Raw genomic sequence first — 24715 nt, forward strand, 5'->3', positions numbered from 1 at the left:
CATTGCGCGGCACCTTAACCTGATGATTCCTTTGAGGTTCGTATCATGCGTCTGACTCTGCCTTCCCTTGCCCTCGGCCTGCTGCTGTGCCAGGGCGCTTTCGCCGGTGACGGTACCGCCGCCATTGGCGGTGGCCTGGGTGGTGTTCTGGGTAACGTTGTCGGTCAACAGATCGGCGGCAAAACGGGGGCGGCCATCGGCGCCGGCCTCGGCGGCGCAGCCGGCAGTGCGGTAGGTGCACGCAAGGGCAACCGTACCGAAGCCGCCATTGGCGGTGGCCTGGGCTCGGCGGGCGGTTCGCTGCTGGGCGGCGCGGTGGGCGGCAAGACCGGCTCCACCGTGGGTGCCGGCCTGGGTGGTGCGGCCGGTGGTGCCATCGGCAACCACCTGGGCGACAACAACGGCAAGCACCACCGTCACCGTCACTGATTCCAGTGACAAAGGGGCCGCAATGCGGCCCCTTTTGTTTTGCAAACCCTGCAGTACATCAACACCCCCTTCAGCACAATCCGGCACACTGGCTGCTACTGTCTATCGTGCCCCCGTGTGAAGGAACACCCCCTCCCCATGAACCAAGAGCTGCTATGGGTCCTCGGCCTGCTGGCCTTCGTCATCACCCTGTTCGTCATCAACCGCCCACGCATGGACGTGGTCGCGCTACTGGTGATCCTCGCCCTGCCGCTGTCGGGCATCCTCACCGTGGAGCAGGCGCTGGCCGGTTTCAGTGACCCCAACGTGGTGTTGATCGCCGCCTTGTTCGTGATCGGTGAAGGCCTGGTGCGCACCGGCATTGCCTACCGTATCGGCGAATGGATGAGCGAGCGGGCCGGCAACAGCGAGGCACGCCTGCTGGTGTTGCTGATGGTAGCCGTGGCGGGGCTGGGTTCGATGATGAGCTCCACCGGCGTGGTGGCCATTTTCATTCCGGTGGTGCTGAGCATCGCTGCACGCCTGCAGCTTTCGCCCGCCCGCCTGATGATGCCGCTGGCTTTCGCCGGCCTGATCAGCGGCATGCTCAGCCTGGTGGCCACACCGCCCAACGTGGTGGTACACAGCGAGCTGGTACGCCATGGCGAAGCGGGCTTCAGCTTCTTCAGCTTCACCCCGTTCGGCCTGGTGGTGCTGGTGCTGGGCATCGGCTACATGCTGCTGACCCGGCACTGGCTGAATGGCGAAGTGCGCAAGGACGGCCGCGTGGAAAGCCGCCGCACCCTGCTGGACCTGGTGCTGGACTACAAGCTCAATGGCCGTGAACGGCGCCTGCGCATCCGCCCCCATTCACCGCTGATCGGTCATACCCTGGGCGAGCTGGAGCTGCGCACCCGGCATGGCGCCAACGTGATCGGTATCGAGCGCCAGCACAAGTTCACCACGCGGGTGATCGCCGCCGACTCCAGCACCGTGCTGCACCAGGGCGATGTGCTGCTGCTCGACCTGTTCGCCAACCGCGACGACCTGCGCAGCCTGTGCCAGACCATGCAGCTGGAGCCGCTGCACTTCAAGGCCGCCTACTTCATCGACCAGTCCCAGGAGCTGGGTATGGCCGAGGTATTGCTGCCACCAGGTTCGAAACTGCTCGGCAAGAGCATCCTCGAACTGGCCTTTCGCACTCGCTTCGACCTCAACGTTGTCGGCTTGCGCCGCGAGCAGGTGGCGATCGAAGAACAGCTGGTGGAAGAAAAGCTGCGCCTGGGCGACACCCTGCTGGTAGTCGGCCCGTGGAAAGCCGTGCGCCAGTTGCAAAGCAAGCCCAAGGACTTCCTGGTACTGAGCCTGCCCGCAGAAATCGACCTGGTCGCGCCCGCCCGCACCCGCGCACCACAGGCGTTGCTGAGCCTGGCGGTGATGGTCGGGTTGATGGTCAGCGGCGCGGTCCCCAATGTCATTGCCGCGCTGATCGGCTGCCTGCTGATGGGCGCAGGCCGCTGCATCGACATGAACAGCGCCTACCGGGCCATCCACTGGCAAAGCCTGGTGCTGATCGTCGGTATGCTGCCCTTTGCCCAGGCACTGCAGAAAACCGGCGGCATCGACCTGGCAGTGGGCGGCCTGGTCAGCGTGCTGGGCGGTGCCGGCCCCAGCGCCATCCTCGCCTGCCTGTTCGCGGTCACGGCGGTGATCGGCCTGTTCATCTCCAACACGGCCACTGCGGTACTGATGGCACCCGTGGCCGTCAGCACCGCCACGCAGCTGGGCATGTCGCCCTACCCGTTTGCCATGACCGTGGCGCTGGCTGCCTCGGCGGCCTTCATGACGCCGGTGTCATCGCCGGTGAACACCCTGGTACTTGGCCCGGGGCAATACCGCTTCGCTGACTTTGTCAAAGTTGGCGTGCCGTTCACCATACTGGTGATGCTGGTGACCGTGTTGATGGTGCCGTGGTTCTTTGGGCTGTAGGGTTTGGCTACGAATGAAGGCAATTTGGCATTATCTCGACCGATCGCGGCAGATTGACATCAAGTCCCCTGACGAAACACACTTATGCGCAATTGCCCCAGGTGCTTCAAGCCGTTGTCCTGGATTTCGTTCCCGCCTTGCCGGTCGAGCCCATGGTTTTTCCAGCCCAATCGCGCTTGTTGCACTACGTCGTTCTACTCGGCCTGACCTTCGCCCTGACCCTGGGCGGCATCCTGGCCCGCCCGATCGAATCCCTGTCGCTGTTCTGGCCGGTCAATGCGGTCCTGGCTGGGGTGCTACTGCGCTACCCCCGCCAAGCCACGCTGACGGGCTTTACCCTGGTCTGGCTGGCCATGGTCGGCGCCGACCTGCTGTGCGGCAGCGCCTGGGTGCCTGCCCTGTGGTTCAACCTGTGCAACCTGGGCGTGGTGGTCACCCTCTGGCTGATGCTCTCGCGCTTGCCACGCCTGCACCGACGGATGCGTACTCCCCACGGCGTCCTCAGCGTGTTCGGCGCCAGTGCCGCCGGGGCAATAGTGGCTGCCAGCATGGCGGCGGCAGTGGCCGCGCCGTGGTTCGAACAGTCGTTGCGCGCCACCTGGCTGGCCTGGTTCAGTGAACAGTTCTCGACCAGCGTGCTGGTGCTGCCAGTGCTGCTGACAGCCCCTACGGCACGAGCGCTGGTGCGCGGTGGCGCCCAGGCCATCCGCCTGGCGCCGTTGCTGGTGCTGCTGGCCTCGCTGGCGTTCAGCATTGCCTTCGGCGGCCCCGGGGCCATTGCCTTCCCGATTGCCGCGCTGCTGTGGTGCGCCTGGACTTACTCACCGTTCCTGGTTTCTCTGCTGACACTCACCGCTGGCAGCACGCTGATCGTGGCGGTGGCGCAAAACCTCATGCATTTCAGCGTGCCGCAAAGCGAGCCCGGAGTGACCACACTGATGTCGGCGCGCCTGGGCATCGCCATGCTGGTGCTCGGGCCGCTGGTGGTGGCCTGCGTCAGCCAGGCAAACCGCAGCCTGATGGCCCGCCTGGCGCATCAGGCCAGCATCGACCACCTCACCGGTGTGCTCACCCGCAGCGCCTTCACCCGCCGCGCCAACGCGCTGCTGGAAAGCCGCCAGCAACACGCCCAGGCGCTGCCGCTGACCCTGATGATGCTGGACATCGACCACTTCAAGTCGATCAATGATGTCCATGGCCATGCGGTCGGTGACCAGGTGCTGCGCCAGTTCGCCAGCACCCTGCAGGACCAGTTGCACGATGGTGAACTGTTCGCTCGCCTGGGCGGCGAGGAATTTGTCGTGGTCCTACCGGGCCTGGCGCCAGATCGGGCCAAGTTCACTGCCGAGCGCCTGCGCCGTGCGGTGCAGGACCTGCATGTGATGCAGGCCGGCCAGTCCCTGCAGATTACCGTCAGTATCGGCCTGGCCGGTTGTGCCGCCGACATGCCGGCCCCCACCCTCGATGAACTGCTGGCACGCGCCGATCAGGCGCTGTACCGCGCCAAGGCCCATGGCCGCAATCGCGTCGAACAGGCCGAGCCACAACGCCAGGCGATGTGAACTAGCCACCCAGCAGGTCCCACGTCAACTTGGCGATCAGCACGCACAAGAGCACCAGGAACAACCCACGCACAAAGCCCGCGCCCTTGCGCACCGCCAGCCAGGTACCGGTCAGCGCGCCGAGGATGTTGCAAGCCGCCATGGGCAAGGCGATGGCGTACAGCACATTGCCTGATGGCACGAAGAACACCAGCGCCGCCAGGTTGGTGGCGATGTTCACCACCTTGGCCGACGCCGAGGCGTGCAGAAAGTCCAAAGCGAAGAAGCGGATGAACAGGAAGATCAGGAAGCTGCCAGTACCCGGACCGAACAGGCCGTCGTAAAAACCGATCGCGCCACCGATCAGCACCGCCAGGCACTGCTCCTTGCGGCCGATCCTTGTGGGTTTGTGCAGCGTGCCGAAGTCCTTCTTGCAGAAGGTGTAGATGGCCATCAGCACGATCAGCACCAGCACCGCAGGGCGCATCACGCTGGGCGGCACCAGCGACACCGTGGCGGCACCGGCGAACGACATTACGAACGCACTGAGCGCTGCCGGCACGATCAACCCCCAGTCCAGCGTCACCCTGCGGATGAACGAACGCGCAGCGAAGGCCGTGCCACACACCGACGCCAGCTTGTTGCTTCCGAGCAATGCCGCCGGTTGCGCGGTGGGCAGCACGTTGAACAAGGCCGGAATCTGGATCAGCCCACCGCCACCCACGGCGGCGTCGATCAGCCCAGCGGCGAAGGCGAACACGGAAAGCACAGCGATATCCATCATGACGCGGTTTCAGGCAGTGAAGACGCCTGCAAGGCTAATCAAAGTGCCGCGCTTGTGTTGAAATGCCATATTGCGAAAACTGCAACGAGGAACAGGCAATGGCATTGGACATGCTGCGGGAAATCCAGGCGTTCGTCAGCGTGGCGCACAAGCGCAGCTTCGTCGCCGCCGCCCGCGCCCTGGGGCGCTCCCCCAGCGCGGTAACCCGCGCGGTACAAACCCTGGAAGACAACGCCGGGAGCAAACTGCTCAACCGCAACGCCAATGCCGTGACCCTGACCGAAGCCGGCGAGCGCCTGTTGCCACACGCCGAACGCTTGCTGGATGTGCAACGTGATGCCGCCGACGAACTGGCCGCGCTCAGCGGCAGTGCACAAGGCTGGATCCGCTTCGCCGTGCCGCAGGTACTGGGCGAACATGTCCTGCCCCAGGTGCTTGCCGAGTTTTCCCGCTGCCACCCCCAGGTAACCCTGGACGTGCAGTACAGCGACGGGGCCTTGGACCCGCTGCAAGGCAAGTTCGACTTCGTGGTGCGCGGTGCCTTCCCACAGTCGAGCGAGCTGATCGGCTACCCGCTTTGGGATTACCAGCGTCACCTGTATGCAAGCCCTGAATACCTGGCACTGGCCAGCACGCCACAACAACCCGAGGACCTCGAGGGCCACGCGCTGATCCTGCACACCGCCCCGCGCATCCTCAAGGCCTGGCACTTCTGCCGCGACGGCCAGATCACCAGCCTGCGCCCCAGGCCCAGGCTGCGCCTGGACTCAGGTGACGCGGTGTACCACAGCACCTTGGCCGGCGCCGGTATCGCCCGCCTGGCCGCCTGGGTCGGCGAAGCGCAGGTCAAGGCCGGGCGGCTGGTGCGGGTATGCCCGCAGTACCGCCTGACCTCCAGCAACGGCCGGGACCCGCAGATGCATGCCGTGTACCCCGCCGGCGAGCTGCCGACGCGGGTACGCGACCTGCTGGCAGCCCTGCGCCGCGCCGGCCTGGCCTACTGAAACAACGCCCTGAAACGGCTGTTCAATTTCTGCTCAATTTGACAGAGCCCGCCACGGGCTTGGCTTGCAGAACTTTATCCACAGACCTACCCACGTTTTTTGTGGACAGTTTTCCCAGTGCAAAGAATGACTTATCGTACAAATCGGTAGGGTGAATCGGCCAACAATGAAGAGGAATGGGCCCGCCCGAAGGACAGGCAGGCCGCGAGGGATAGGTGTGGTGAACGTCAGCTTGGCGGAATGGTGCCAAGGATACCGATCAGAATGGTCAGCAGCAGAAAACCACCCAGGAATAGCGCGAGCTTGCCCATTGGAACCTCTACAAGTGTGATGCGGGAATGGGCATATTGTCGGGCTTGGGCTGATACCGTTACAGATTCAGCTTTATGGAAAAAAAGCGGATCAGATGTGAGGCGCCGGTTTTTTTGTGGGAGCGGCTTTGCGTCGCGAAAGGGCCGCAGGGCGGCCCCGGCAATCTTGAGGGATGCATCGAAAACCTGAGGCCGTTGCGCACCCCTTTCGCGACACAAGGCGCCGCTCCCATAGAACTGCACATAACTCATTGAATTAGCAGGGGCCCTGTGGGAGCAGCTTCAGCCGCGAACACTGGCGCAGCCGGTGCCATGCACCGCGTTGGATTCTTCGCGGCTAAAGCCGCTCCCACCGGGTACGCGGATTGCTTGCAATTTCAGTTATCTACGCGACAGCGCAGCCCAAAGAGCTGGGCCATCTCCCACAAGAGCGGCGCATCTGGCCCTTACGCGTGACAGCAATTTTTGCAGTCATCCACGCTGTGCTAGGGTCAAGCGCTCGAACCTGCCAGGAGTGCCATCCCTTCATGACCGCTTTCGCGACCAACGCTGCCTTGTTGTTGATCGACCTTCAGATTGGTATCCACCACCCGCGCCTGGGCCGGCGCAACAACCCTGAGGCCGAACTGCGTATAGGCGATCTGCTGGCTGCGTGGCGTCGGTCAGGACGCCCGGTGATCCATGTGCGCCACCTGTCCCGCTCGGTAGACTCGGTGTTCTGGCCGGGCCAGTCCGGTTGCGAATTCCAGCCTGCATTTACCCCACTGGCCAGCGAAACCGTGTTCGACAAACATGTGCCCGATGCCTTCGCCAACTCCGGCCTGGAGCGATGGCTGCACGCGCGCAGCATCAACGCACTGGTCATCGCCGGGGTGATTACCAACAACTCCGTGGAAGCCAGCGCACGCTCGGCGGGCAATCTCGGTTTCGATGTGGTGGTGGTGGAAGATGCCTGCTTCACCTTTGACCAGCACGACCTGCAAGGCCGGCTTTGGCCGGCGGAGGATGTACATGCGCTGTCGTTGAGCAACCTGGCTCTGGATTACGCGCGCATCCTGCGCACGGAGCAGGTTCTGATTGCTGACTCGCTTCAGGTCAACCGCTGAAGCTTCTGCGCAGGCAACCAGCCAACTCGTCATTGCCATGGCGGCGACACCAGACCCAGCCATTGAGCGGGCGCACCATCTACACCTGCTCTTGGCGAAGCGGATGGGCGCAGATGCCCGATGTCTACCCGCCACTCGACCACCACCCTGCCACACTGTTTCAGCCGTACACTGCTCGCCTGTACCCTGCTGCCACCTGGCCTGCTGACGGCGGACATCACCACGGCTGCAGCACAGCAGCCCCAGCCAGCCGCTACAGCGGCGGATGACTTCGACCCGCTTAACAACTTGCCGCAGGAAGCGCCTCAGACATTCACCTAGGCGGTGATGGATGCGGACCACCTGTAGCGCGCGGGGCGGCAATTGCTACATAAGGTTTCGAAAAGCACTGCAGCCTCTGGATCAATCCGCCTTGAGGGCCTGCATTGCCAAACACCTATCATCGCCACCTACCATGCGGGCTCAGGAGGGTTTGAAAGACATGATTTGAAACGCTGACTGTAGGATCTTTTACCGCGCAATGTAGGAAGAATCTATGTAGTGGGATTTGCCTGTATGAAACATCAGTTTCTCCAGCAAATTCGAACTGCTACGGTCCAGTTTTCCTACAGCGGCACGGAAGCCTACAGCATGAGAAAAGCATGGATCCGTTCAATACCTCGGCCCTGAAACTACAGAAGAATTTGCTTAACCTGCGCCTTGAGCGTGACCGCCTGAGAAGGGAGGGCAAGGACAAGGAGGCGGACGAACTTGCGGCACCGATCGAGCGGATAGAGGCAGCTATTCGTCAATTACCGGATGACATGAAGCCAGTGACCCTGCAATAAAACCTGCGGGTGCGGGCATGACCACGCCTGCATGAAACGCCTGCAGGCTACTGATGTGGAGCAAGGTTGGGTCCAGCCTACGGATCCGATTTCCGCGCAGTTGTCAGTAATGCAATTTGGCTTGAGAGGCTGCGGCTAGCGCTCAGTAGCAAGCGAGGAGCCCGCCTCGGCGGGCTTTTTCGTGCCTGTAAGAATGGGATGAAGCCAGTTAAGTTGGAGCCTTGGCGAAACCGACCAAGCAAGAAGTATCGGAAGCGCCGAAACAAACGATACCCACGGATGGTCCCGTGGATGGTTTCCTATGCCCCAGAAACGCAAAAAGCCCTGAATAATCAGGGCTTCGAATATGGCGGAAGCGTAGAGATTCGAACTCTAGGATAGTTGCCCATCGACGGTTTTCAAGACCGTTGCCTTAAACCACTCGGCCACGCTTCCAGCTCGTTTTGCGGCCGCCATAATACCGTAATGAAACAAGCTGTCAAACTCTCTGTGTCGCGGGTTGCGGGAGCTCTGATAGACTCCTAGCATCTGAACGTTTGAAAACCACAGGTTTACCAAGGAGTGTCGCCATGCGCGAACAGGATTACGCCGTACACCACGGCCAGCAGGTCGAGCAGCAGGAGATCAGCAAGGTCCTGCGCAACACGTACAGCCTGCTGGCGCTCACGCTCGCCTTCAGCGGTGTCATGGCCTTCGTGGCCCAGCAGATGCGCGTCGGCTACCCGAACGTGTTCGTGGTGCTGATCGGCTTCTACGGGCTGTTCTTCCTTACCAACAAACTGCGTGATTCGGCCTGGGGTCTGGTATCCACCTTCGCGCTCACCGGCTTCATGGGCTTTATCCTCGGCCCTATCCTCAACCGCTACCTGGGCATGGCCGGTGGCGCCGAAGTGGTCAGCTCGGCATTCGCCATGACTGCGCTGGTGTTCGGGGGGCTGTCGGCTTATGTGCTGATTACCCGCAAGGACATGAGCTTCCTCAGCGGCTTCATCACTGCGGGCTTCTTTGTCCTGCTGGGTGCTGTCGTGGCCAGCTTCTTCTTCCAGATCAGCGGCCTGCAGCTGGCGATCAGCGCTGGCTTCGTGCTGTTCTCGTCGGTCTGCATCCTGTTCCAGACCAGCGCGATCATTCACGGTGGCGAGCGTAACTACATCATGGCGACCATCAGCCTGTATGTGTCGATCTACAACCTGTTTGTCAGCCTGCTGCAGCTGTTTGGCATCATGGGTCGTGATGACTGATGGATATCGGCAAGAGAAAGCCCGCTTCGGCGGGCTTTTTATGGGCGCTCAACTCATCGATTTAGCTGGAGCCTTGTGGGAGCGGGCGAGCCCGCGAACACCGGCGAAGCCGGTGCCATATACCGAGTCGCATTCTTCGCGGGCACGCCCGCTCCCACAGGTTCGACTCCTGGGAAAAAGCGCCCAATAATTGACCATAAAGTCAGATAACCGGGCGAATGGTCGTCGATCATGCCGCCATCGTGCTTTTCTCTACCCCAATTCGCCATCACCTCGTAGAATGCGCTCCTTTTTTCTTCCGGGGCAGCTTTTCGCAATGAGCTCACACGAACACAGCCCAGGCGCGGCGGCGCCTGCCAATGAATTGGTGCTTGGTCTGGAGGACAAGCCACGGCTGTTGATCGGCCTGCTGGCAGCACTGCAGCACCTATTGGCGATCATCGTGCCGATCGTCACCCCTGGCCTGCTGATTTGCCAGGCACTGGGTGTTTCGGCACGTGATACCAACCTGATCGTCTCCATGTCACTGGTAATCTCAGGTATCGCCACTTTCGTCCAGTGCAAGCGCTTCGGGCCATTCGGTGCCGGGCTGCTGATCGTCCAGGGCACCAGCTTCAACTTCGTCGGCCCGCTGATCGCCGGCGGAGCGCTCATGGTCAAGCAAGGCACCCCGGTGGAAGGCGTCATGGCAGCCATCTTTGGCGTAGTAATCGCCGGCTCGTTCGTCGAGATGGGCGTGTCGCGCATCCTGCCCTTCGTCAAACGCCTGATCACCCCGCTGGTAACCGGCATCGTGGTGTTGATGATCGGCCTGACCCTGATCAAGGTCGGCCTGATCAGCATGGGTGGCGGCTTCGGCGCCATGGCCAATGGCACCTTCGCCAATGGCGAGAACCTGCTGCTGTCAGGCGTGGTGCTGGCGATCATCGTCATCCTCAACCGCATCCCGGTGGTGTGGATGCGCAGCTGCGCCATCATTATCGCCCTGGCGGTCGGTTATGCGCTAGCCGGCTACCTGGGCCGCCTGAATTTCAACGGCATGCACGAAGCCGCGCTGTTCCAGGTGCCGACGCCGCTGCACTTCGGCCTGGGCTTCTCCTGGGCACTGTTCATCCCGATGCTGGTGATCTACTTGGTAACTTCGCTGGAAGCCATCGGTGACGTCACCGCCACCAGCAAGGTGTCGCGCCAGCCGGTCGAAGGGCCGGTGTGGATGCAGCGGATCAAGGGCGGTGTGCTGGTCAACGGGGCCAACTCGCTGCTGGCCGGTTTGTTCAACACCTTCCCGAGCTCGATCTTTGCCCAGAACAATGGCGTGATTCAGCTGACAGGGATCGCCAGCCGCCATATCGGCATGTGGATTGCCGTGATGCTGGTGCTGCTGGGGCTGTTCCCGAGCGTTGCCGGGGTGATCCAGGCGGTGCCGGAGCCGGTGCTGGGCGGTGCGGCCATGGTCATGTTCGGGGCGGTTGCGGCTTCGGGGATCAATATCCTCGCCAGCACTCGCCTGGACCGTCGTGCCCTGCTGATCATCGCTGTATCCCTGGCCCTGGGCCTGGGTGTGGCGCAGGTGCCGGAGTTCCTGGCGCACATGCCGGCGGCGATTCGCAATGTGCTGGAGTCGGGCGTGGCTACCGGGGGTATCTGTGCCCTGGTGTTGAACTGGTTCTTGCCGGAGAGCAAGGAACAGGCTTGAGCCTGGTGTTCGACTGTCAGGGCCATGGGGCTGCTGCGCAGCCCATCGCAGGCAAGCCAGCTCCCACCTCGACCGCATTGATCTGAAGCCATGCGCAGTCCCTGTAGGAGCCTGGCTTGCCAGCGATGAGGCCAGTACAGACAACACAAGGCAGTTGCCCCTACCGGGATAGCGCCGGCCTTCAGATTGGTGCAAGACAGAAAGCCCGCCCCGCCATGCACAAGCGGGCGCGGGCTTTTTTGCTTTATCATGGCACCATTCCTTTTGCATGAGTTATCCATGAAATTCGCTATCGCGGTGTTCTCCCCGGCCCATGCGCCCTCCTCGCGGCGCGCCCTGCGCTACGCCGAGGCGGTGCTGGCCGGCGGGCATGAGATTGCCCGGCTGTTCTTCTACCAGGACGGGGTACACAGTGCCTCGGCCAACGTGGTCGCCCCCCAGGACGAGCTGGATGTTGCCGGCCAATGGCGCGCCTTCATTGCAGCCAACCAGCTGGACGCAGTGGTGTGCATCGCCGCCGCCCTGCGCCGTGGCGTGCTCGACGAGGCCGAGGCCAACCGCTACCAGCGCCCGGCCGTGAACCTGCCCAAGCCTTGGGAGCTGTCGGGGCTTGGCCAGCTGCATGAGGCGGCGCAAGTTGCCGATCGCCTTGTCTGCTTCGGAGGCGACTGAAATGGCCAAATCCTTGTTGATCATCAGCCGCCAGGCGCCCTGGAACGGCCCATCGGCCCGTGAAGCACTGGACATCGCCCTGGCTGGCGGCGCGTTCGATCTGCCGCTGGGCATGCTGTTCCTCGATGACGGCGTGTTCCAGCTCGCTGCGGAGCAGCAGCCCACCGCCGTGCAACAGAGGAACCTGGCCGCCAACTTGCAGGCGCTGCCAATGTTCGGCGTCGAGGACCTGTTCGCCTGTAGCCACAGCCTCACTCGCCGCGGCCTGGCAGCCGACACCCTGACGCTGCCGGTGCAAGTGCTGGACGACGCGGCCCTGACCGCACTGATCGCCCGTTTCGACCAGGTGGTAACGCTCTGATGACGACCCTGCATGTAATTGCCCACTCCCCGTTTGGCGACGAACGCCTGGCCAGTTGCCTTCGCCTGCTCGGCGCCGACGACGCCCTGCTGCTGTGCGGCGATGCTGTATATGCCCTGCACAGCGGCAGCGAACCGCACCGCCGGCTGCAAGCCGCCGGCCTGGCCCAGCGCCTGTTCGCCCTGGAAGAAGACGTGCAGGCCCGCGCGGTCGCCAACGAACTGGCCAAGGCCGTGGACTACGCCGGGTTCGTCGAACTATCGCTGCATTACGACAAGGTCAATAGCTGGCTATGAATACCCTCAACGTTGGCGATCAGGCGATCGCCCTGGACAAGGACGGCTTCCTGGTCGACCTGCAAGACTGGTCGCATGCCGCCGCCGAGGCTTTGGCCGCGCGCGAGGGCATCCCTTTGACGGAGGACCACTGGGAAATCCTAGAACTGCTGCGCCAGTTCTACCAGGAATACCAGCTGTCCCCGGCCACGCGCCCGCTGATCAAGTACACGGCCCTCAAACTGGGCCCGGACAAGGGCAACAGCCCGCACCTCAACCGCCTGTTCAACGGCACTCCCGCCAAACTGGCCGCCAAGCTGGCGGGCCTGCCCAAGCCGACCAACTGCATATGACAGAACCTCGCCCGCTTACCCTGGAAACCCCTGCCGAACACCCGTTCGCCGAGTTCGTGCGCATTCTTGGCAAAGGCAAGCGCGGCGCGCGTGGCCTGACCCGTGAAGAAGCCCGCACGGCCATGACTCTGCTGCTGGAAGGCAAGGTCGAAGATGCCCAGCTCGGTGCCTTCCTCATGCTGCTGCGGCACAAGGAAGAAAGCGCCGAAGAACTGGCCGGCTTCACCGAGGCCCTGCGCGCCCACTTGCAGTCGCCGCGCATCGCCGTGGACTTGGACTGGCCCACCTACGCCGGCAAGAAGCGCCACCTACCCTGGTACCTGCTGGCTGCCAAATGCCTGGCCAACAATGGCGTGCGCATCCTGATGCACGGTGGCGGTGCGCATACCGCCGGGCGCATGTACACCGAGCAGTTGCTGTCCTTGCTGGAAATTCCGTTGTGCCGTGACTGGGCTGCGGTCAGCCGGACCCTGGACCAGCAACGCCTGGCCTTCTTCCCGCTGCAGGACTGGGCGCCGCAGTTGCAGCGCATGATCGACCTGCGCAACACCCTGGGCCTGCGTTCGCCCATCCATTCGCTGGCCCGGGTGCTCAACCCGCTGGCTGCGCGTTGTGGCCTGCAGAGCATCTTCCACCCCGGCTACCAGGCAGTACACCGCGAGGCCAGCCGCCTGCTGGGCGACCATGCCGTGGTAATCAAGGGTGATGGCGGCGAGATTGAGGTCAACCCCGATGTCATCAGCCATCTATACGGCACCACCGCCGGCGAAGCCTGGGACGAGGAATGGCCAGCGCTGAGCGAACGCCGCCACGTGAAGCCGCCAAGCCTGCAGCCGGAGCAATTGCTGGCGGTCTGGCGCGGCGAGACCGAGGACAGCTACGGTGAGATGGCCGTGGTCGCAACCATCGCCCTTGCCCTGCGCGGCCTGGGCCAAGACCGTGAGCAGGCTTTCGCCACGGCACGCGGTTACTGGGGCGCACGCAACCAATCTAATAACTAGATAGTAAGAGTGCAGTCTTTGCGCTAGTTATTCGAACGTTTTTCCCTAGACTGGGCTCCAACGACAAACAACTTTGTTCCGAGGAGCTCACCATGGGCCTTTTGATCGACGGCCGCTGGCATGACCAGTGGTATGAAAACGGCAAGGACGGCACGTTCAAACGCGAAAACGCCCAACGCCGCAATCAGCTGCCCGCTCCCGAAGCTGGCCGTTACCACCTGTACGTCTCGCTGGCCTGCCCATGGGCACACCGCACCCTGATCTTCCGTGCCCTCAAGGGCCTGGAGCCACTGATCGACGTGTCGGTGGTCAGCTGGCTGATGCAGGACCATGGCTGGACTTTCGACCAGCAGCAAGGTTCCAGCGGCGACCACCTCGACGCGCTGCAGTACCTGCACCAGCGCTACACCCAGGATGACCCGCACTACACTGGCCGCGTGACTGTACCGGTGCTGTGGGACAAGAAAGAGAAACGCATCGTCAACAATGAGTCGTCGGAGATCATCCGCATCTTCAACAGCGCGTTCAACGAACTGACCGGCAATACACTGGACCTGTACCCAGAGCCGCTGCGCCCGACCATCGAGGCGCTGAACGAGCGCATCTACCCGGCGGTGAACAATGGCGTATATCGCGCAGGCTTTGCCACTACGCAGGAAGCCTACGAGGCTGCGTTTGACGAAGTGTTCAACGAACTGGACTACCTGGAAGACTTGCTGAGCCGCAACCGCTACCTGGCCGGGGAATACCTGACCGAGGCCGATGTGCGCCTGTTCACCACCCTGGTGCGCTTCGATGCCGTGTACCACGGGCACTTCAAGTGCAACCTGCGCCGCCTGAGCGACTATCACAACCTGTCGAACTGGCTGCGTGAACTGTACCAGTGGCCGGGGGTGGCGGGCACAGTGGACATGGAGCATATCCAGAAGCACTACTACATGAGCCACAAGACCATCAACCCGAACGGGATCGTGCCCAAGGGGCCGCTGCAGGACTTCAACCTGCCGCATGATCGGGAGCAGTTGGCAGGCAAGGGGATTTGGCAGGTTTGAGGCTGTCGGGGCTGCTTTGCAGCCCGTTCGCAGCACAAGGCTGCTCCTACAGGAAACGCGGCCCCCTGTAGGAGCAGCCTTGTGCTGCGAACGGGCCGCAAAGCGGCCCCAACGATTTCAGCTATTCTGCGAACCTTCGAACCAGGCCAGCTTGTCACGCAACTGCACCACTTCCCCGACAATCACCAGGGTCGGCGCATGCACTTCATGCTGCGCCACCAGGTCCGGCAAGTCCGCCAGGGTGCCGGTGAACACCCGCTGATTACGCGTAGTCCCCTGCTGCACCAGCGCCGCAGGGGTACTGGCCGCGCGGCCATGGCGAATCAGCTCGGCACAGATGGTCGGCAACCCCACCAAGCCCATGTAGAACACCAGGGTCTGCGCCGGCGCTACCAGGTCATGCCACGGCAGATTGCTGGTGCCATCCTTCAGGTGCCCGGTCACGAAACGCACCGATTGGGCATAGTCGCGGTGAGTCAGCGGAATCCCGCCATAGGCGGAACAACCGCTGGCTGCGGTAATGCCCGGCACCACCTGGAACGGGATGCCGTGCTCGGCCAGCTCTTCGATCTCTTCGCCGCCCCGCCCGAAGATGAACGGGTCGCCGCCCTTCAGGCGCAACACACGCTTGCCCTGCCGGGCCAGGTCGACCAGAAGGCGGTTGATCTGGTCCTGTGGCACGGCATGGTCGGCGCGACGCTTGCCCACGTAGATACGCTCGGCATCACGTCGGCACATCTCGATAATCGCCGGTGCCACCAGGCGGTCGTACAGCACCACGTCGGCCTGCTGCATCAGGCGCAAGGCGCGGAAGGTCAGCAAGTCCGGATCGCCCGGGCCAGCCCCCACCAGGTACACCTCACCGCCCTGCTGCACCGGTGCACCGTCGACCATCGCCTGCAACAGGCGCTCGGCCTCGGCGCCCTGCCCGGCCAGCTGACGCTCGGCAATAGGCCCTTGGAACACGGTTTCCCAGAAGCCTCGGCGCTGGTTGACGTCCGGGTACAAGGCCTTGACCTTGTCGCGGAAGCGTGCGGCCAGGCCGGCCAGTTCGCCGTAGGCGGACGGGATCCAGGCCTCCAGCTTGGCGCGAATCAAACGCGCCAGCACCGGAGCATCACCGCCACTGGACACCGCAACCACCAACGGCGAACGGTCGACGATCGCCGGGAAGATCACCGTGCACAGGGCCGGCGCATCCACCACGTTGACCGGCAGGCTGAGTGCCTGCGCATCCGCCGACACCTGGGCATTGAGCCCCGGGTCGTCGGTGGCCGCAATCACCAGCCGGCAACCGACCAGGTCGGCTGCCTGATAGCCGCGCACCAGCACCTCGCCGCCACCTTCCCGGGCCAGCGCGGCCAACTGGCCGTCGACATCCGGTGCAACCACGCGCAGCGCGGCGCCGGCGTCGGCCAGCAGGCGCGCTTTGCGCAAAGCGATCTCACCGCCGCCAACGACCAGCACGCGGCCGCCCTGCAGCTTGTGGAACAGCGGCAGGTAATCCATTTAGCGGATGACCTCGACGCCGCCCATGTAAGGCTTCAGCACTTCCGGCACACGGATGGAACCGTCGGCCTGCTGGTAGTTTTCCAGTACGGCAACCAAGGTACGGCCTACGGCCAGGCCGGACCCGTTGAGGGTATGCACCAGCTCTGGCTTGCCGGTTTCCGGGTTGCGCCAGCGGGCCTGCATGCGGCGCGCCTGGAAATCGCCGCAGTTGGAACACGAGCTGATTTCGCGGTACTTGTCCTGGCTTGGTACCCACACTTCCAGGTCGTAGGTCTTCACCGCGCCAAAGCCCATGTCGCCGGTGCACAGGGCCAGCACGCGGTACGGCAGCTCCAGCAGCTGCAGCACGCGCTCGGCGTTGGCAGTCAGGCCTTCCAGGGCTTCCATCGACTTGGACGGCTCGACCACCTGCACCATCTCGACCTTGTCGAACTGGTGCTGGCGGATCATGCCGCGGGTGTCACGGCCGGAAGCACCGGCTTCGCTGCGGAAGCACGGGGTGTGGGCAACCAGCTTCAGTGGCAGCTGCTTGGCATCGAGGATTTCACCGGCCACCAGGTTGGTCAGCGACACTTCGGCAGTCGGGATCAGGTAGAAGTCGGCCTCGCCTTCGCGGCTGATCTTGAACAGGTCTTCCTCGAACTTCGGCAGCTGACCGGTACCCTGCAGGGCCGGGGCCTGGACCAGGTACGGGGTGTAGTGCTCCTCGTAACCGTGCTCGCCGGTGTGCAGGTTGATCATGAACTGCGCCAGGGCGCGGTGCAGGCGGGCAACTGGACCACGCAGCACGGCAAAACGCGCGCCAGACAGCTTGGCGGCAGCTTCGAAGTCCAGGCCACCGCTGACTTCGCCGAGCGCGACATGGTCCTTGATTTCGAAGTCGAAAGCCTTCGGCGTACCCCAACGGCGCACCTCGACGTTGTCGTCTTCGCTGGCACCAACCGGTACGCTGGCGTCCGGCAGGTTGGGGATGGTCAGCAGGATGCCATCCAGTTCGGCCTGGATGCCGTCCAGTTCAGTCTTGCCGGCAGCCAGTTCGTTGGCCATGCGCTCGACGTCAGCCATCAGCGGCGCAATATCTTCGCCCTTGGCCTTGGCCTGGCCGATGGACTTGGAACGGGCGTTACGCTCGGCCTGCAGCTGCTCGGTGCGGGTCTGCACCGCCTTGCGGCGCTCTTCCAGTGATTCGATGCGCGCGACATCCAGGCTGAAGCCACGGGAGGCCAGGCGATCCGCCACTTCCTGAAGTTGGCCGCGTAACAGTTTGGAATCGAGCATATCGTTCTCTCGTTATGTGTAGGTGTTGGTTCAGAATCGGGTCAGGGACAGGCCGGCCCAGGTCGCGAGCAGCCCGCCCACCACGCTGATACCGGTATAGCCCAAAGCCAGGGGCACTTGCCCGCTTTCCAGCAGGCGTACGGTATCCAGCGAAAAGGAGGAAAAAGTCGTCAGGCCACCGAGGAAGCCGACGATCAGCCCGGCGCGCAACTCGACCGGCACGATCGGCTTGTGCAAGAACAGACCATAAAGCAGGCCGATCAGCAGGCAGCCAACCAGGTTGACCGCCAGCGTACCGAGATAGAAGTGCCGTGGCCAGTGGGCAGACACCCAGTTGGTGGTGGCAAAGCGCAACAAGGTACCGGCAATACCGCCAGCGCTGACGGCGGCAATCAGTGCAATCACGGCTTTCTCCGCTGGCGGGGGCTGTTGCGGTCAAGGTCGGCCAGGTGGCGCAGCTTCTCGCCAATCTTCAGTTCCAGGCCACGGGGCACCGGCTGGTAGTACTGGCGCGGCTCGAGTTCCTCGGGGAAGTAGTCTTCGCCGGCGGCATAGGCGTCGGGTTCATCGTGGGCATAGCGGTACTCGTCGCCGTAGCCCAGTTGCTTCATCAGCTTGGTCGGGGCGTTGCGCAGGTGCAACGGCACTTCCAGCGAGCCATGCTCGGCGGCCTCGCGCAGGGCGGTCTTGAAGCCCATGTACACCGCGTTGCTCTTCGGCGCACAGGCAAGGTAGGTGATGGCCTGGGCTACCGCCAGTTCGCCCTCGGGGCTGCCCAGACGCTCTTGCACATCCCAAGCCGCCAGGCACAGGCTGAGCGCGCGCGGGTCGGCGTTGCCGATGTCTTCGCTGGCCATGCGCACCACGCGGCGGGCAATGTACAGCGGATCGCAGCCGCCATCGAGCATGCGCGCGAACCAGTACAGGGCGCCATCGGGGTTGGAGCCACGCACTGACTTGTGCAGCGCGGAAATCTGGTCGTAGAACGCCTCGCCACCCTTGTCGAAGCGGCGGCGGCTGTCGCCGAGCAGGCTCTGCAACATCTCGACATCGATCTCGCTGCCGTCTTCAGCCAGGTCCGAGGCGTTTTCCAGGAAGTTGAGCATGCGCCGGCCATCGCCGTCGGCGGCGGCCATCAGCATCTTGAAGGCGTCGTCGCCAACCCGCAGGTTGCGCTTGCCCAGGCCGCGCTCTTCAGTCAACGCGCGGTTGACCAGCTTGCGCAGCGCCGCCTCGTCCAGGCTCTTGAGCACATACACCCGCGCCCGCGACAACAATGCGTTGTTCAGCTCGAACGACGGGTTTTCGGTGGTGGCGCCAATGAACAGCAGGGTGCCGTCTTCCACATAGGGCAGGAAGGCATCCTGCTGCGACTTGTTGAAGCGGTGCACTTCGTCGACGAACAGGATGGTTCGGCGGCCGTACTGGCCAGCCTGCTGCTTGGCCACCTCGACCGCCTGGCGAATCTCCTTCACCCCGGCCAATACCGCCGACACCGTTTCGAAGTGCGCATCGCAGAACTGCGCCAGCAGCCGCGCGAGGGTGGTCTTGCCCACGCCCGGCGGCCCCCAGAAGATCATCGAGTGCAGCGCACCCTGCTCCAGCGCTTCGCGCAGCGGTTTGCCGCGCGCCAGCAGGTGCTCCTGGCCGACGTACTCGTCCAGGTTGGACGGGCGCAGACGAGCAGCCAGGGGCTGGGCGACGGGTTCGCTTCGAAACAGGTCCATGGCGAGCTCTGGTTACTCCTTGATGACGTCCGCGCCTTTGGGGATGTCGAACTTGAACTTGCTGTCCGGCACCGCCTGGTTGGCTTTCACGCCATTGAACAGGATGTTGGTGCGCTGGCCGACACTGTCGATCAGTTGCATGTCGTTGATCAGGCCCTTGCGGAACGACACGCGCAGCGAGTCGAACAGGGTGTCCTTGGTCTTCGGCTTGAGGGTGAAGTCCATCACTTCGCCCTGCTCCTTCGAGCTGATGTCGAAGCTCTGGCTGATCTTCGACACGTCACCGGACAGCAGCAGCGCCGGGGTCTGGTTCAGGCGCTGGTCGAGTTTCTTGATGGTTGCCTGCTCCAGGTCCGGGTCCCACAGGGTGACGTTCTTGCCGTCGGATACCACCACCTGCTCCTGCGGCGCATCGGTGTGCCAGTAGAACAGGCCAGGGCGCTTGACGGTCATCTTGCCGGAGGTTTCCTGCAGGCTGGTGCCGCCGGCGTCCAGGGTCAGCTGGGAAAAGTTGGCCTCGATGGTCTGCGACTTTTCCAGCAATTGGGTCAGGCGTTGTACGTCTTGCTCACCGGCATAAGCCGATACGGTGGCCGACACAGAAGCCGCGGCCAGGGCAGAAACCAACAGCATGCGAATCGCGCGCATGGGAGTCCTCATCGAGCATTGAAAAGGCCGGGCGCCACCGTTGGCGCACGGCAAGGTGTTCGTCAGTCGCGCGGGCCGCCCGGGGCTATCACTTCCCGCGAGCCGTTGCTGTTCATGGGGGTGACCACGCCGGCCATTTCCATGGCTTCGATCATGCGGGCGGCGCGGTTGTAGCCGATCTTCAGTTTGCGCTGCACGGCCGAGATGGACGCGCGGCGGCTTTCCAGCACGAACTGCACGGCCTCATCATACAGGGCGTCGCTTTCCGAATCTTCGCCATCGCCACCACCACCGCCGCCTTCGAAGCCGCTGCCGGCCTCCTCGACGCCGTTGAGGATGTCGTCGTTGTAGTCCGGGGCGCCGCGCAGCTTCCACGCTTCGACCACGCGGTGCACCTCGTCGTCGGAGACGAACGCGCCGTGCACGCGAATCGGCAGGCTGGTGCCCGGCGGCATGTACAGCATGTCACCGTGGCCCAGCAGCTGCTCGGCACCACCCTGGTCGATGATGGTCCGCGAGTCGATCTTGCTCGACACCTGGAACGCCATGCGGGTCGGGATGTTGGCCTTGATCAGGCCGGTAATCACGTCCACCGACGGGCGCTGGGTGGCGAGGATCAGGTGGATACCGGCGGCCCGCGCCTTCTGGGCGATACGGGCGATCAGCTCTTCGACCTTCTTGCCGACGATCATCATCATGTCGGCGAATTCGTCGACCACCACCACGATGGTCGGCAGGGTTTTCAGCGCAGGCGGCTCGTCGTCCATGCTCTCGCGGCGGTACAGCGGGTCATGGATGATCTCGCCGGCTTCCTGGGCGTCCTTGATCTTGCGGTTGAAGCCGGCCAGGTTACGCACGCCCATGGCCGCCATCAGCTTGTAGCGCCGCTCCATCTCGGCCACGCTCCAGCGCAAGGCGTTGGCGGCGTCCTTCATGTCGGTGACCACCGGGCACAGCAGGTGCGGGATGCCCTCGTAGATCGACAGTTCGAGCATTTTCGGGTCGATCATGATCAGCCGCGCGTCTTCCGGGCTGGACTTGAACAGGATCGACAGGATCATCGCGTTCACACCCACCGACTTACCGGAACCGGTAGTACCGGCCACCAGCAGGTGCGGCATCTTGGCCAGGTCGGTGATCACCGGCTTGCCGCCGATGTCGTGGCCCAGGGCCAGGGTGACCGGCGATTTCTGCTCGTCGTACTGCGGCGTGGCCAGCACTTCGGAGAAACGCACCATCTGCCGGTTCTCGTTGGGGATCTCGATACCCACGGTGGTCTTGCCGGGGATGACCTCGACCACACGCACACTGGTCACTGCCAGCGAACGCGCCAGGTCCTTGGCCAGGTTGGCGATACGGCTGACCTTCACACCGGCGGCCGGCTGGATTTCGTAACGGGTAATCACCGGGCCCGGGTGGATCGAGTCCACCGCCACTTCCACGCCGAATTCCTTGAGTTTGATTTCCAGCAGCTGGCCGACACCGGCCAGGGATTCCGGCGAGTACTCGATCTTCTTCTGTTCGGCCGGGTCGAGGATGGAGATCGACGGCAAGGTGCCTTCCACCGCGCTGTCGACGAACAGCGGCGCCTGCTTCTCCTTCATCACCCGCTTGCTCGGCTCCGGCGCCCTGGCGGGTGTCGGCGGCACGATCATCGGGGCCGCGGCAGGTGGTTCGCGAGAGATTACCGGCTCACGAGGTGCCGGCGACTCGCGTGGCACCACAGGCTCGCGCGACAGGGTTGGCTCACGTGGTTCGACCGGCTGGGCAGGTGCTTCTTCACGCTTGAAAATGCGCTCGCGCAGCGCCGGCTTGGCCGGTTCGCGCTTGTCGGCGGCCATTGGCGCGGCCTTGACCACCGGTTCATCCTCACGCAGCTGCGCCTCCAGGCGCTTGCGCTCGTTGCGCGCTTCCCACCAACGGTTGGCGGCGCCCTGCACCAGCTCGAACAGGTCGAGGGTGATCTTGCCGGTCAGGTCCATCACCTTGAACCACGACAGGTCGGTGAACACGGTCAGGCCGAACAGGAACAGGGCAATGAACATCAGCGTGCTGCCCTGCACGTTCAGCAGGTTGCGCGCCAGGTCGCCGAGGCTCTCGCCCAATGCACCACCGGCGGAGAACGGCATGCTCGCAGGCGGGTGGAAATGGATATGGGCCAGCGCCGCACCAGACAGCACCAGAAACACCAGGCCGATCAGCCGCCAGGAGAACAGCCAGCCGCTCCAGTCCCAGGGCTGGTGGCGTTCGCGGAAGATCTGCCAAGTCTTTATCGCCAGCAGCAGCGGGAAGATGTAGGCGAAGTACCCCAGTACCATGAACAGGATGTCGGCGAAGTAGGCACCGGCACGCCCGGCGGCGTTCTGCACCTGGTCGACGTTGCTGGTGTGGCTGAAGCCCGGGTCCGACGTATCGTAGGTCAGCAGCGCCATCCACAGGTACAGGCACAGGGCGCCGACAGCGATCAACGCACCTTCCTTGAGGCGATAATGCAGCTGCTGCCGCCACAGAGGGACGGGCAAGGGAGCTGGAGTTGCGGTGGATTTCTTCAAAACGCGTCTATTCCTGCGCGTGCTGCGCGTCCAATAGTGATCGGCCGACGGTGCGGCCAATGAACCACTACTTTTAACATTACTGCCCGCCAGCCGCCATGGCGGCACGCCAGATGGGAGTTTGGCCGGGGGCGACTTTCATATAGCTGCAATTTGAGCATGCATTTTCTTTTGTGACAAAGGCTTATGCTGTGTTTTTGCACAGGTGTGACAGCAAATGTAGCGGATGGTGCCTGCGGTTTCATGAATGTGTAGGAAATTGCCTATTTTCATCACCTGTGCCGGCCTCTTCGCGGGCTTGCCCGCCCCCACAGGTACCCCGCAGGCTTCAGAGCCTGCACATGGCCTGTGGGAGCGGGCGCGCCCGCGAAGAAGCCAAAGAGATTGACCCTGCTTTTCACCCGCGCCATGCTGCCCTCTCCCCTCCCCCACCGCACGATAGACCATGCTCACCTGGCTGACCCGCGACTCGCTGACCTTCCCGCCTCTGGAAAAGGCCCTGCATGATCCCAACGGCCTGCTCGCTGCCGGCGGCGACCTGAGCCCCGAGCGTCTGGTGCAGGCCTACCGCCATGGCTGCTTCCCGTGGTATCAGGACGGCCAGCCGATCCTCTGGTGGTCACCCGACCCGCGCACGGTGCTGCTCCCGGACCAGCTGCACGTGTCGCGCTCGCTGGCCAAGCTGATGCGCCAGGGCCGTTACCAGGTCAGCTTCGACACAGACTTCCCCGCGGTGATCGCCGCCTGCGCCGCGCCACGTGACTACGCCGACGGCACCTGGATCACCGACACCATGCGTGCCGCCTACTGCGAGCTGCACCGACGCGGCATCGCCCATTCGGTGGAGGTGCGCCAGGACGGCGAGCTGGTCGGTGGTCTGTATGGCTTGGCCATGGGCCAGCTGTTCTTCGGTGAATCGATGTTCAGCCGCGCCGACAACGCTTCCAAGGTCGGCTTCGTGACTTTGGTCAACCACCTGCGCCAGGCCGGTTTCGTCCTCATCGACTGCCAGATGCCAACCAACCATTTGCACAGCCTGGGAGCCCACGCCATCAGCCGCGCCGAGTTTGCCGACTACCTGGCACGCCACCTCGACCAGCCCAACAGCGCCACATGGCTTCCCTAGGCGAGTTCCCGTAGCTGGCTTACACTTAAACAAAGTCTCACCGAGGGGGTTGATCATGACAGAGTTGGCGCGGTTGAAGTTCTATGCCACTCAACCCCACTCCTGCAGCTACCTGCCCGACGAACAGGCAACCACGCTGTTCCTCGACCCCAGCCAGCCGATGGACGTGCACGTGTACGCCGATTTGTCGGAAATGGGCTTCCGCCGCAGTGGCGACCACCTGTACCGCCCGCACTGCCAGAACTGCAATGCCTGCGTGCCGGCACGCATCCCGGCGGCGCGCTTCATCCCAAACCGCCAGCAACGGCGCATCCTCAAGCGCAACGCCGACCTGACCGTGACCGCCGCACGCCCGGCGTTCAAGGAAGAGTACTTCGAGCTGTACCGGCGCTATATCGAAACGCGCCATGCCGACGGTGACATGTACCCGCCCAGCCGCGATCAGTTCTCCACCTTCCTGGTGCGCGACCTGCCGTTCTGCTGGTTCTATGAGTTCCGCCTGGAAGGCCGCTTGATGGCGGTGGCGGTGTGCGACCTGCTGCCCAACGGCCTGTCGGCTGTGTACACCTTCTACGAGCCGGACGAAGAGCGCCGGAGCCTGGGCCGCTTTGCCATTCTCTGGCAGATTACCGAAGCCCTGCGCCAGGACCTGGAAGCGGTTTACCTGGGTTACTGGATCAAGAACTGCAAGAAAATGAACTACAAGACACAGTATCGACCTATCGAATTGCTGATAAACCAGCGCTGGGTCACCCTCAACTGAAAGGCATTGGCTTGACACACAGTTTTCGGGCATAATCCACGCCACTTTTTTGCCCGGTGCGGTTATGCGTCGGGCCAACACTGGATCCGAGGGCTCTACTGCATGTCGAAAGAAGACAGCTTCGAAATGGAAGGTACTGTCGTCGACACCCTGCCCAACACCATGTTCCGCGTGGAGTTGGAAAACGGGCACGTCGTAACCGCGCACATCTCCGGAAAGATGCGCAAGAACTACATCCGTATTCTCACTGGCGACAAGGTCCGCGTCGAACTGACGCCCTACGACCTGAGCAAGGGCCGCATCACCTACCGTGCGCGCTAAGCTCTAGCCATGAAAAAGCCCGGCCATGTGCCGGGCTTTTTTGTGCCTGTCAGATTGCAGGGGGCTGCTTTGCAGCCCGCTCGCAGCACAAGGCCGCTCCTACAAGGGGAGCATGCATTCCCTGTAGGAGCAGCCTTGTGCTGCGAATGGGCCGCAAGGCGGCCCCC

The 24715-nt window shown here is 63.3% G+C and carries 26 protein-coding genes and 1 tRNA gene; 18 read left to right on the forward strand and 9 right to left on the reverse strand.

Annotated elements, in window-relative coordinates; genetic code table 11:
* Window positions 1–45 precede the first annotated feature (45 nt).
* From GYA95_RS13205 to GYA95_RS13215, 3 genes are all read left to right on the forward strand, one after another.
* The gene (locus GYA95_RS13205; RefSeq protein WP_013973215.1) at window positions 46–429 is read left to right on the forward strand and encodes a glycine zipper domain-containing protein; all 384 of its coding nucleotides are present in this window, start codon (window positions 46–48) and stop codon (window positions 427–429) included.
* A 138-nt stretch (window positions 430–567) separates the two neighbouring features.
* Window positions 568–2397 carry an SLC13 family permease gene (locus tag GYA95_RS13210; RefSeq protein WP_015270911.1) on the forward strand — a complete coding sequence of 610 codons (1830 nt, stop codon included), beginning with the start codon at window positions 568–570 and terminating at the stop codon, window positions 2395–2397.
* A 137-nt stretch (window positions 2398–2534) separates the two neighbouring features.
* Window positions 2535–3959: a GGDEF domain-containing protein gene (locus GYA95_RS13215; RefSeq protein ID WP_015270912.1), complete on the forward strand. Its 1425-nt coding sequence runs from the start codon at window positions 2535–2537 to the stop codon at window positions 3957–3959.
* 1 nt (window position 3960) lies between these two features.
* Here the strand turns inward: GYA95_RS13215 and GYA95_RS13220 are convergent, their stop codons facing one another.
* Complete coding sequence (locus GYA95_RS13220; RefSeq protein ID WP_015270913.1) at window positions 3961–4722, reverse strand: sulfite exporter TauE/SafE family protein; 762 nt, start codon at window positions 4720–4722, stop codon at window positions 3961–3963.
* A 98-nt stretch (window positions 4723–4820) separates the two neighbouring features.
* Here GYA95_RS13220 and GYA95_RS13225 point away from each other — a divergent pair, with 98 nt between their 5' ends.
* Window positions 4821–5726 carry a LysR family transcriptional regulator gene (locus GYA95_RS13225; protein WP_161551403.1) on the forward strand — a complete coding sequence of 302 codons (906 nt, stop codon included), beginning with the start codon at window positions 4821–4823 and terminating at the stop codon, window positions 5724–5726.
* A gap of 227 nt (window positions 5727–5953) precedes the next feature.
* Here GYA95_RS13225 and GYA95_RS27660 read toward each other — a convergent pair whose 3' ends face one another.
* A complete protein-coding gene (locus GYA95_RS27660) occupies window positions 5954–6289 on the reverse strand; it encodes a hypothetical protein (protein ID WP_137188568.1) in 336 nt (111 codons plus the stop codon).
* A 275-nt stretch (window positions 6290–6564) separates the two neighbouring features.
* Here GYA95_RS27660 and GYA95_RS13230 point away from each other — a divergent pair, with 275 nt between their 5' ends.
* From GYA95_RS13230 to GYA95_RS13240, 3 genes are all read left to right on the forward strand, one after another.
* Window positions 6565–7143: a cysteine hydrolase family protein gene (locus GYA95_RS13230; RefSeq protein ID WP_015270915.1), complete on the forward strand. Its 579-nt coding sequence runs from the start codon at window positions 6565–6567 to the stop codon at window positions 7141–7143.
* A 120-nt stretch (window positions 7144–7263) separates the two neighbouring features.
* Window positions 7264–7464 carry a hypothetical protein gene (locus GYA95_RS13235; RefSeq protein ID WP_015270916.1) on the forward strand — a complete coding sequence of 67 codons (201 nt, stop codon included), beginning with the start codon at window positions 7264–7266 and terminating at the stop codon, window positions 7462–7464.
* 320 nt (window positions 7465–7784) lie between these two features.
* Entirely contained in the window at window positions 7785–7970 is a 186-nt protein-coding gene (locus GYA95_RS13240) for a hypothetical protein (protein WP_015270917.1), read from the forward strand.
* Window positions 7971–8317: 347 nt separating this feature from the next.
* On the opposite strand, the gene GYA95_RS13245 is transcribed toward GYA95_RS13240, so the two are convergent.
* A tRNA-Ser gene (locus GYA95_RS13245) sits at window positions 8318–8405 on the reverse strand.
* Window positions 8406–8539: 134 nt separating this feature from the next.
* Here GYA95_RS13245 and GYA95_RS13250 point away from each other — a divergent pair.
* The 8 genes from GYA95_RS13250 to GYA95_RS13285 all read left to right on the forward strand — a co-directional run bounded on the left by GYA95_RS13250 (window position 8540) and on the right by GYA95_RS13285 (window position 14621).
* Window positions 8540–9211 carry a Bax inhibitor-1/YccA family protein gene (locus GYA95_RS13250; protein WP_003251184.1) on the forward strand — a complete coding sequence of 224 codons (672 nt, stop codon included), beginning with the start codon at window positions 8540–8542 and terminating at the stop codon, window positions 9209–9211.
* A gap of 316 nt (window positions 9212–9527) precedes the next feature.
* Window positions 9528–10907 carry a nucleobase:cation symporter-2 family protein gene (locus tag GYA95_RS13255; RefSeq protein ID WP_015270960.1) on the forward strand — a complete coding sequence of 460 codons (1380 nt, stop codon included), beginning with the start codon at window positions 9528–9530 and terminating at the stop codon, window positions 10905–10907.
* Between the two features lie 279 nt (window positions 10908–11186).
* Window positions 11187–11579 carry a sulfurtransferase complex subunit TusD gene (tusD, locus tag GYA95_RS13260; RefSeq protein ID WP_013973276.1) on the forward strand — a complete coding sequence of 131 codons (393 nt, stop codon included), beginning with the start codon at window positions 11187–11189 and terminating at the stop codon, window positions 11577–11579.
* 1 nt (window position 11580) lies between these two features.
* Window positions 11581–11940 carry a sulfurtransferase complex subunit TusC gene (gene tusC / locus GYA95_RS13265; RefSeq protein WP_015270961.1) on the forward strand — a complete coding sequence of 120 codons (360 nt, stop codon included), beginning with the start codon at window positions 11581–11583 and terminating at the stop codon, window positions 11938–11940.
* Complete coding sequence (tusB, locus tag GYA95_RS13270; protein ID WP_015270962.1) at window positions 11940–12236, forward strand: sulfurtransferase complex subunit TusB; 297 nt, start codon at window positions 11940–11942, stop codon at window positions 12234–12236. Before tusC ends, tusB begins: the two co-directional genes overlap by 1 nt.
* A complete protein-coding gene (locus GYA95_RS13275) occupies window positions 12233–12568 on the forward strand; it encodes a TusE/DsrC/DsvC family sulfur relay protein (protein WP_015270963.1) in 336 nt (111 codons plus the stop codon). The genes tusB and GYA95_RS13275 overlap by 4 nt, the downstream gene beginning before the upstream one ends.
* Window positions 12565–13569, forward strand: coding sequence for a glycosyl transferase family protein (locus GYA95_RS13280; RefSeq protein ID WP_015270964.1), 1005 nt, complete (start codon window positions 12565–12567; stop codon window positions 13567–13569). Before GYA95_RS13275 ends, GYA95_RS13280 begins: the two co-directional genes overlap by 4 nt.
* 92 nt (window positions 13570–13661) lie before the next feature.
* Entirely contained in the window at window positions 13662–14621 is a 960-nt protein-coding gene (locus GYA95_RS13285) for a glutathione S-transferase family protein (protein WP_015270965.1), read from the forward strand.
* A 117-nt stretch (window positions 14622–14738) separates the two neighbouring features.
* Here GYA95_RS13285 and cysG read toward each other — a convergent pair whose 3' ends face one another.
* The 6 genes from cysG to GYA95_RS13315 all read right to left on the reverse strand — a co-directional run bounded on the left by cysG (window position 14739) and on the right by GYA95_RS13315 (window position 22398).
* Complete coding sequence (gene cysG, locus GYA95_RS13290) at window positions 14739–16130, reverse strand: siroheme synthase CysG (RefSeq protein ID WP_013973282.1); 1392 nt, start codon at window positions 16128–16130, stop codon at window positions 14739–14741.
* A complete protein-coding gene (gene serS / locus GYA95_RS13295) occupies window positions 16131–17411 on the reverse strand; it encodes a serine--tRNA ligase (RefSeq protein ID WP_003258877.1) in 1281 nt (426 codons plus the stop codon).
* Window positions 17412–17441: 30 nt separating this feature from the next.
* Window positions 17442–17816, reverse strand: coding sequence for a fluoride efflux transporter CrcB (gene crcB / locus GYA95_RS13300; protein ID WP_015270966.1), 375 nt, complete (start codon window positions 17814–17816; stop codon window positions 17442–17444).
* Window positions 17813–19138 (reverse strand): replication-associated recombination protein A, encoded by a 1326-nt coding sequence (locus GYA95_RS13305; RefSeq protein ID WP_013973284.1) that lies wholly within the window; start codon window positions 19136–19138, stop codon window positions 17813–17815. The genes crcB and GYA95_RS13305 overlap by 4 nt, the downstream gene beginning before the upstream one ends.
* Window positions 19139–19150: 12 nt before the next feature.
* Window positions 19151–19786, reverse strand: a complete 636-nt coding sequence (gene lolA / locus GYA95_RS13310; RefSeq protein WP_015270967.1) for an outer membrane lipoprotein chaperone LolA — start codon at window positions 19784–19786, stop codon at window positions 19151–19153.
* Window positions 19787–19848: 62 nt separating this feature from the next.
* Complete coding sequence (locus tag GYA95_RS13315; protein WP_371034493.1) at window positions 19849–22398, reverse strand: DNA translocase FtsK; 2550 nt, start codon at window positions 22396–22398, stop codon at window positions 19849–19851.
* A 385-nt stretch (window positions 22399–22783) separates the two neighbouring features.
* Here GYA95_RS13315 and aat point away from each other — a divergent pair, with 385 nt between their 5' ends.
* The 3 genes from aat (at window position 22784) to infA (ending at window position 24548) form a co-directional block, all read left to right on the forward strand.
* Window positions 22784–23464: a leucyl/phenylalanyl-tRNA--protein transferase gene (aat, locus tag GYA95_RS13320; protein WP_015270969.1), complete on the forward strand. Its 681-nt coding sequence runs from the start codon at window positions 22784–22786 to the stop codon at window positions 23462–23464.
* Window positions 23465–23519: 55 nt separating this feature from the next.
* On the forward strand, window positions 23520–24227 hold the full coding sequence (locus GYA95_RS13325) for an arginyltransferase (RefSeq protein ID WP_013973288.1): 708 nt from the start codon (window positions 23520–23522) through the stop codon (window positions 24225–24227).
* 102 nt (window positions 24228–24329) lie between these two features.
* Window positions 24330–24548 (forward strand): translation initiation factor IF-1, encoded by a 219-nt coding sequence (gene infA, locus GYA95_RS13330; RefSeq protein ID WP_002553999.1) that lies wholly within the window; start codon window positions 24330–24332, stop codon window positions 24546–24548.
* Window positions 24549–24715: the final 167 nt, after the last annotated feature.

Origin of the sequence: Pseudomonas asiatica (assembly GCF_009932335.1) — a bacterium.
Taxonomy (GTDB): Bacteria; Pseudomonadota; Gammaproteobacteria; order Pseudomonadales; family Pseudomonadaceae; genus Aquipseudomonas; species Aquipseudomonas asiatica.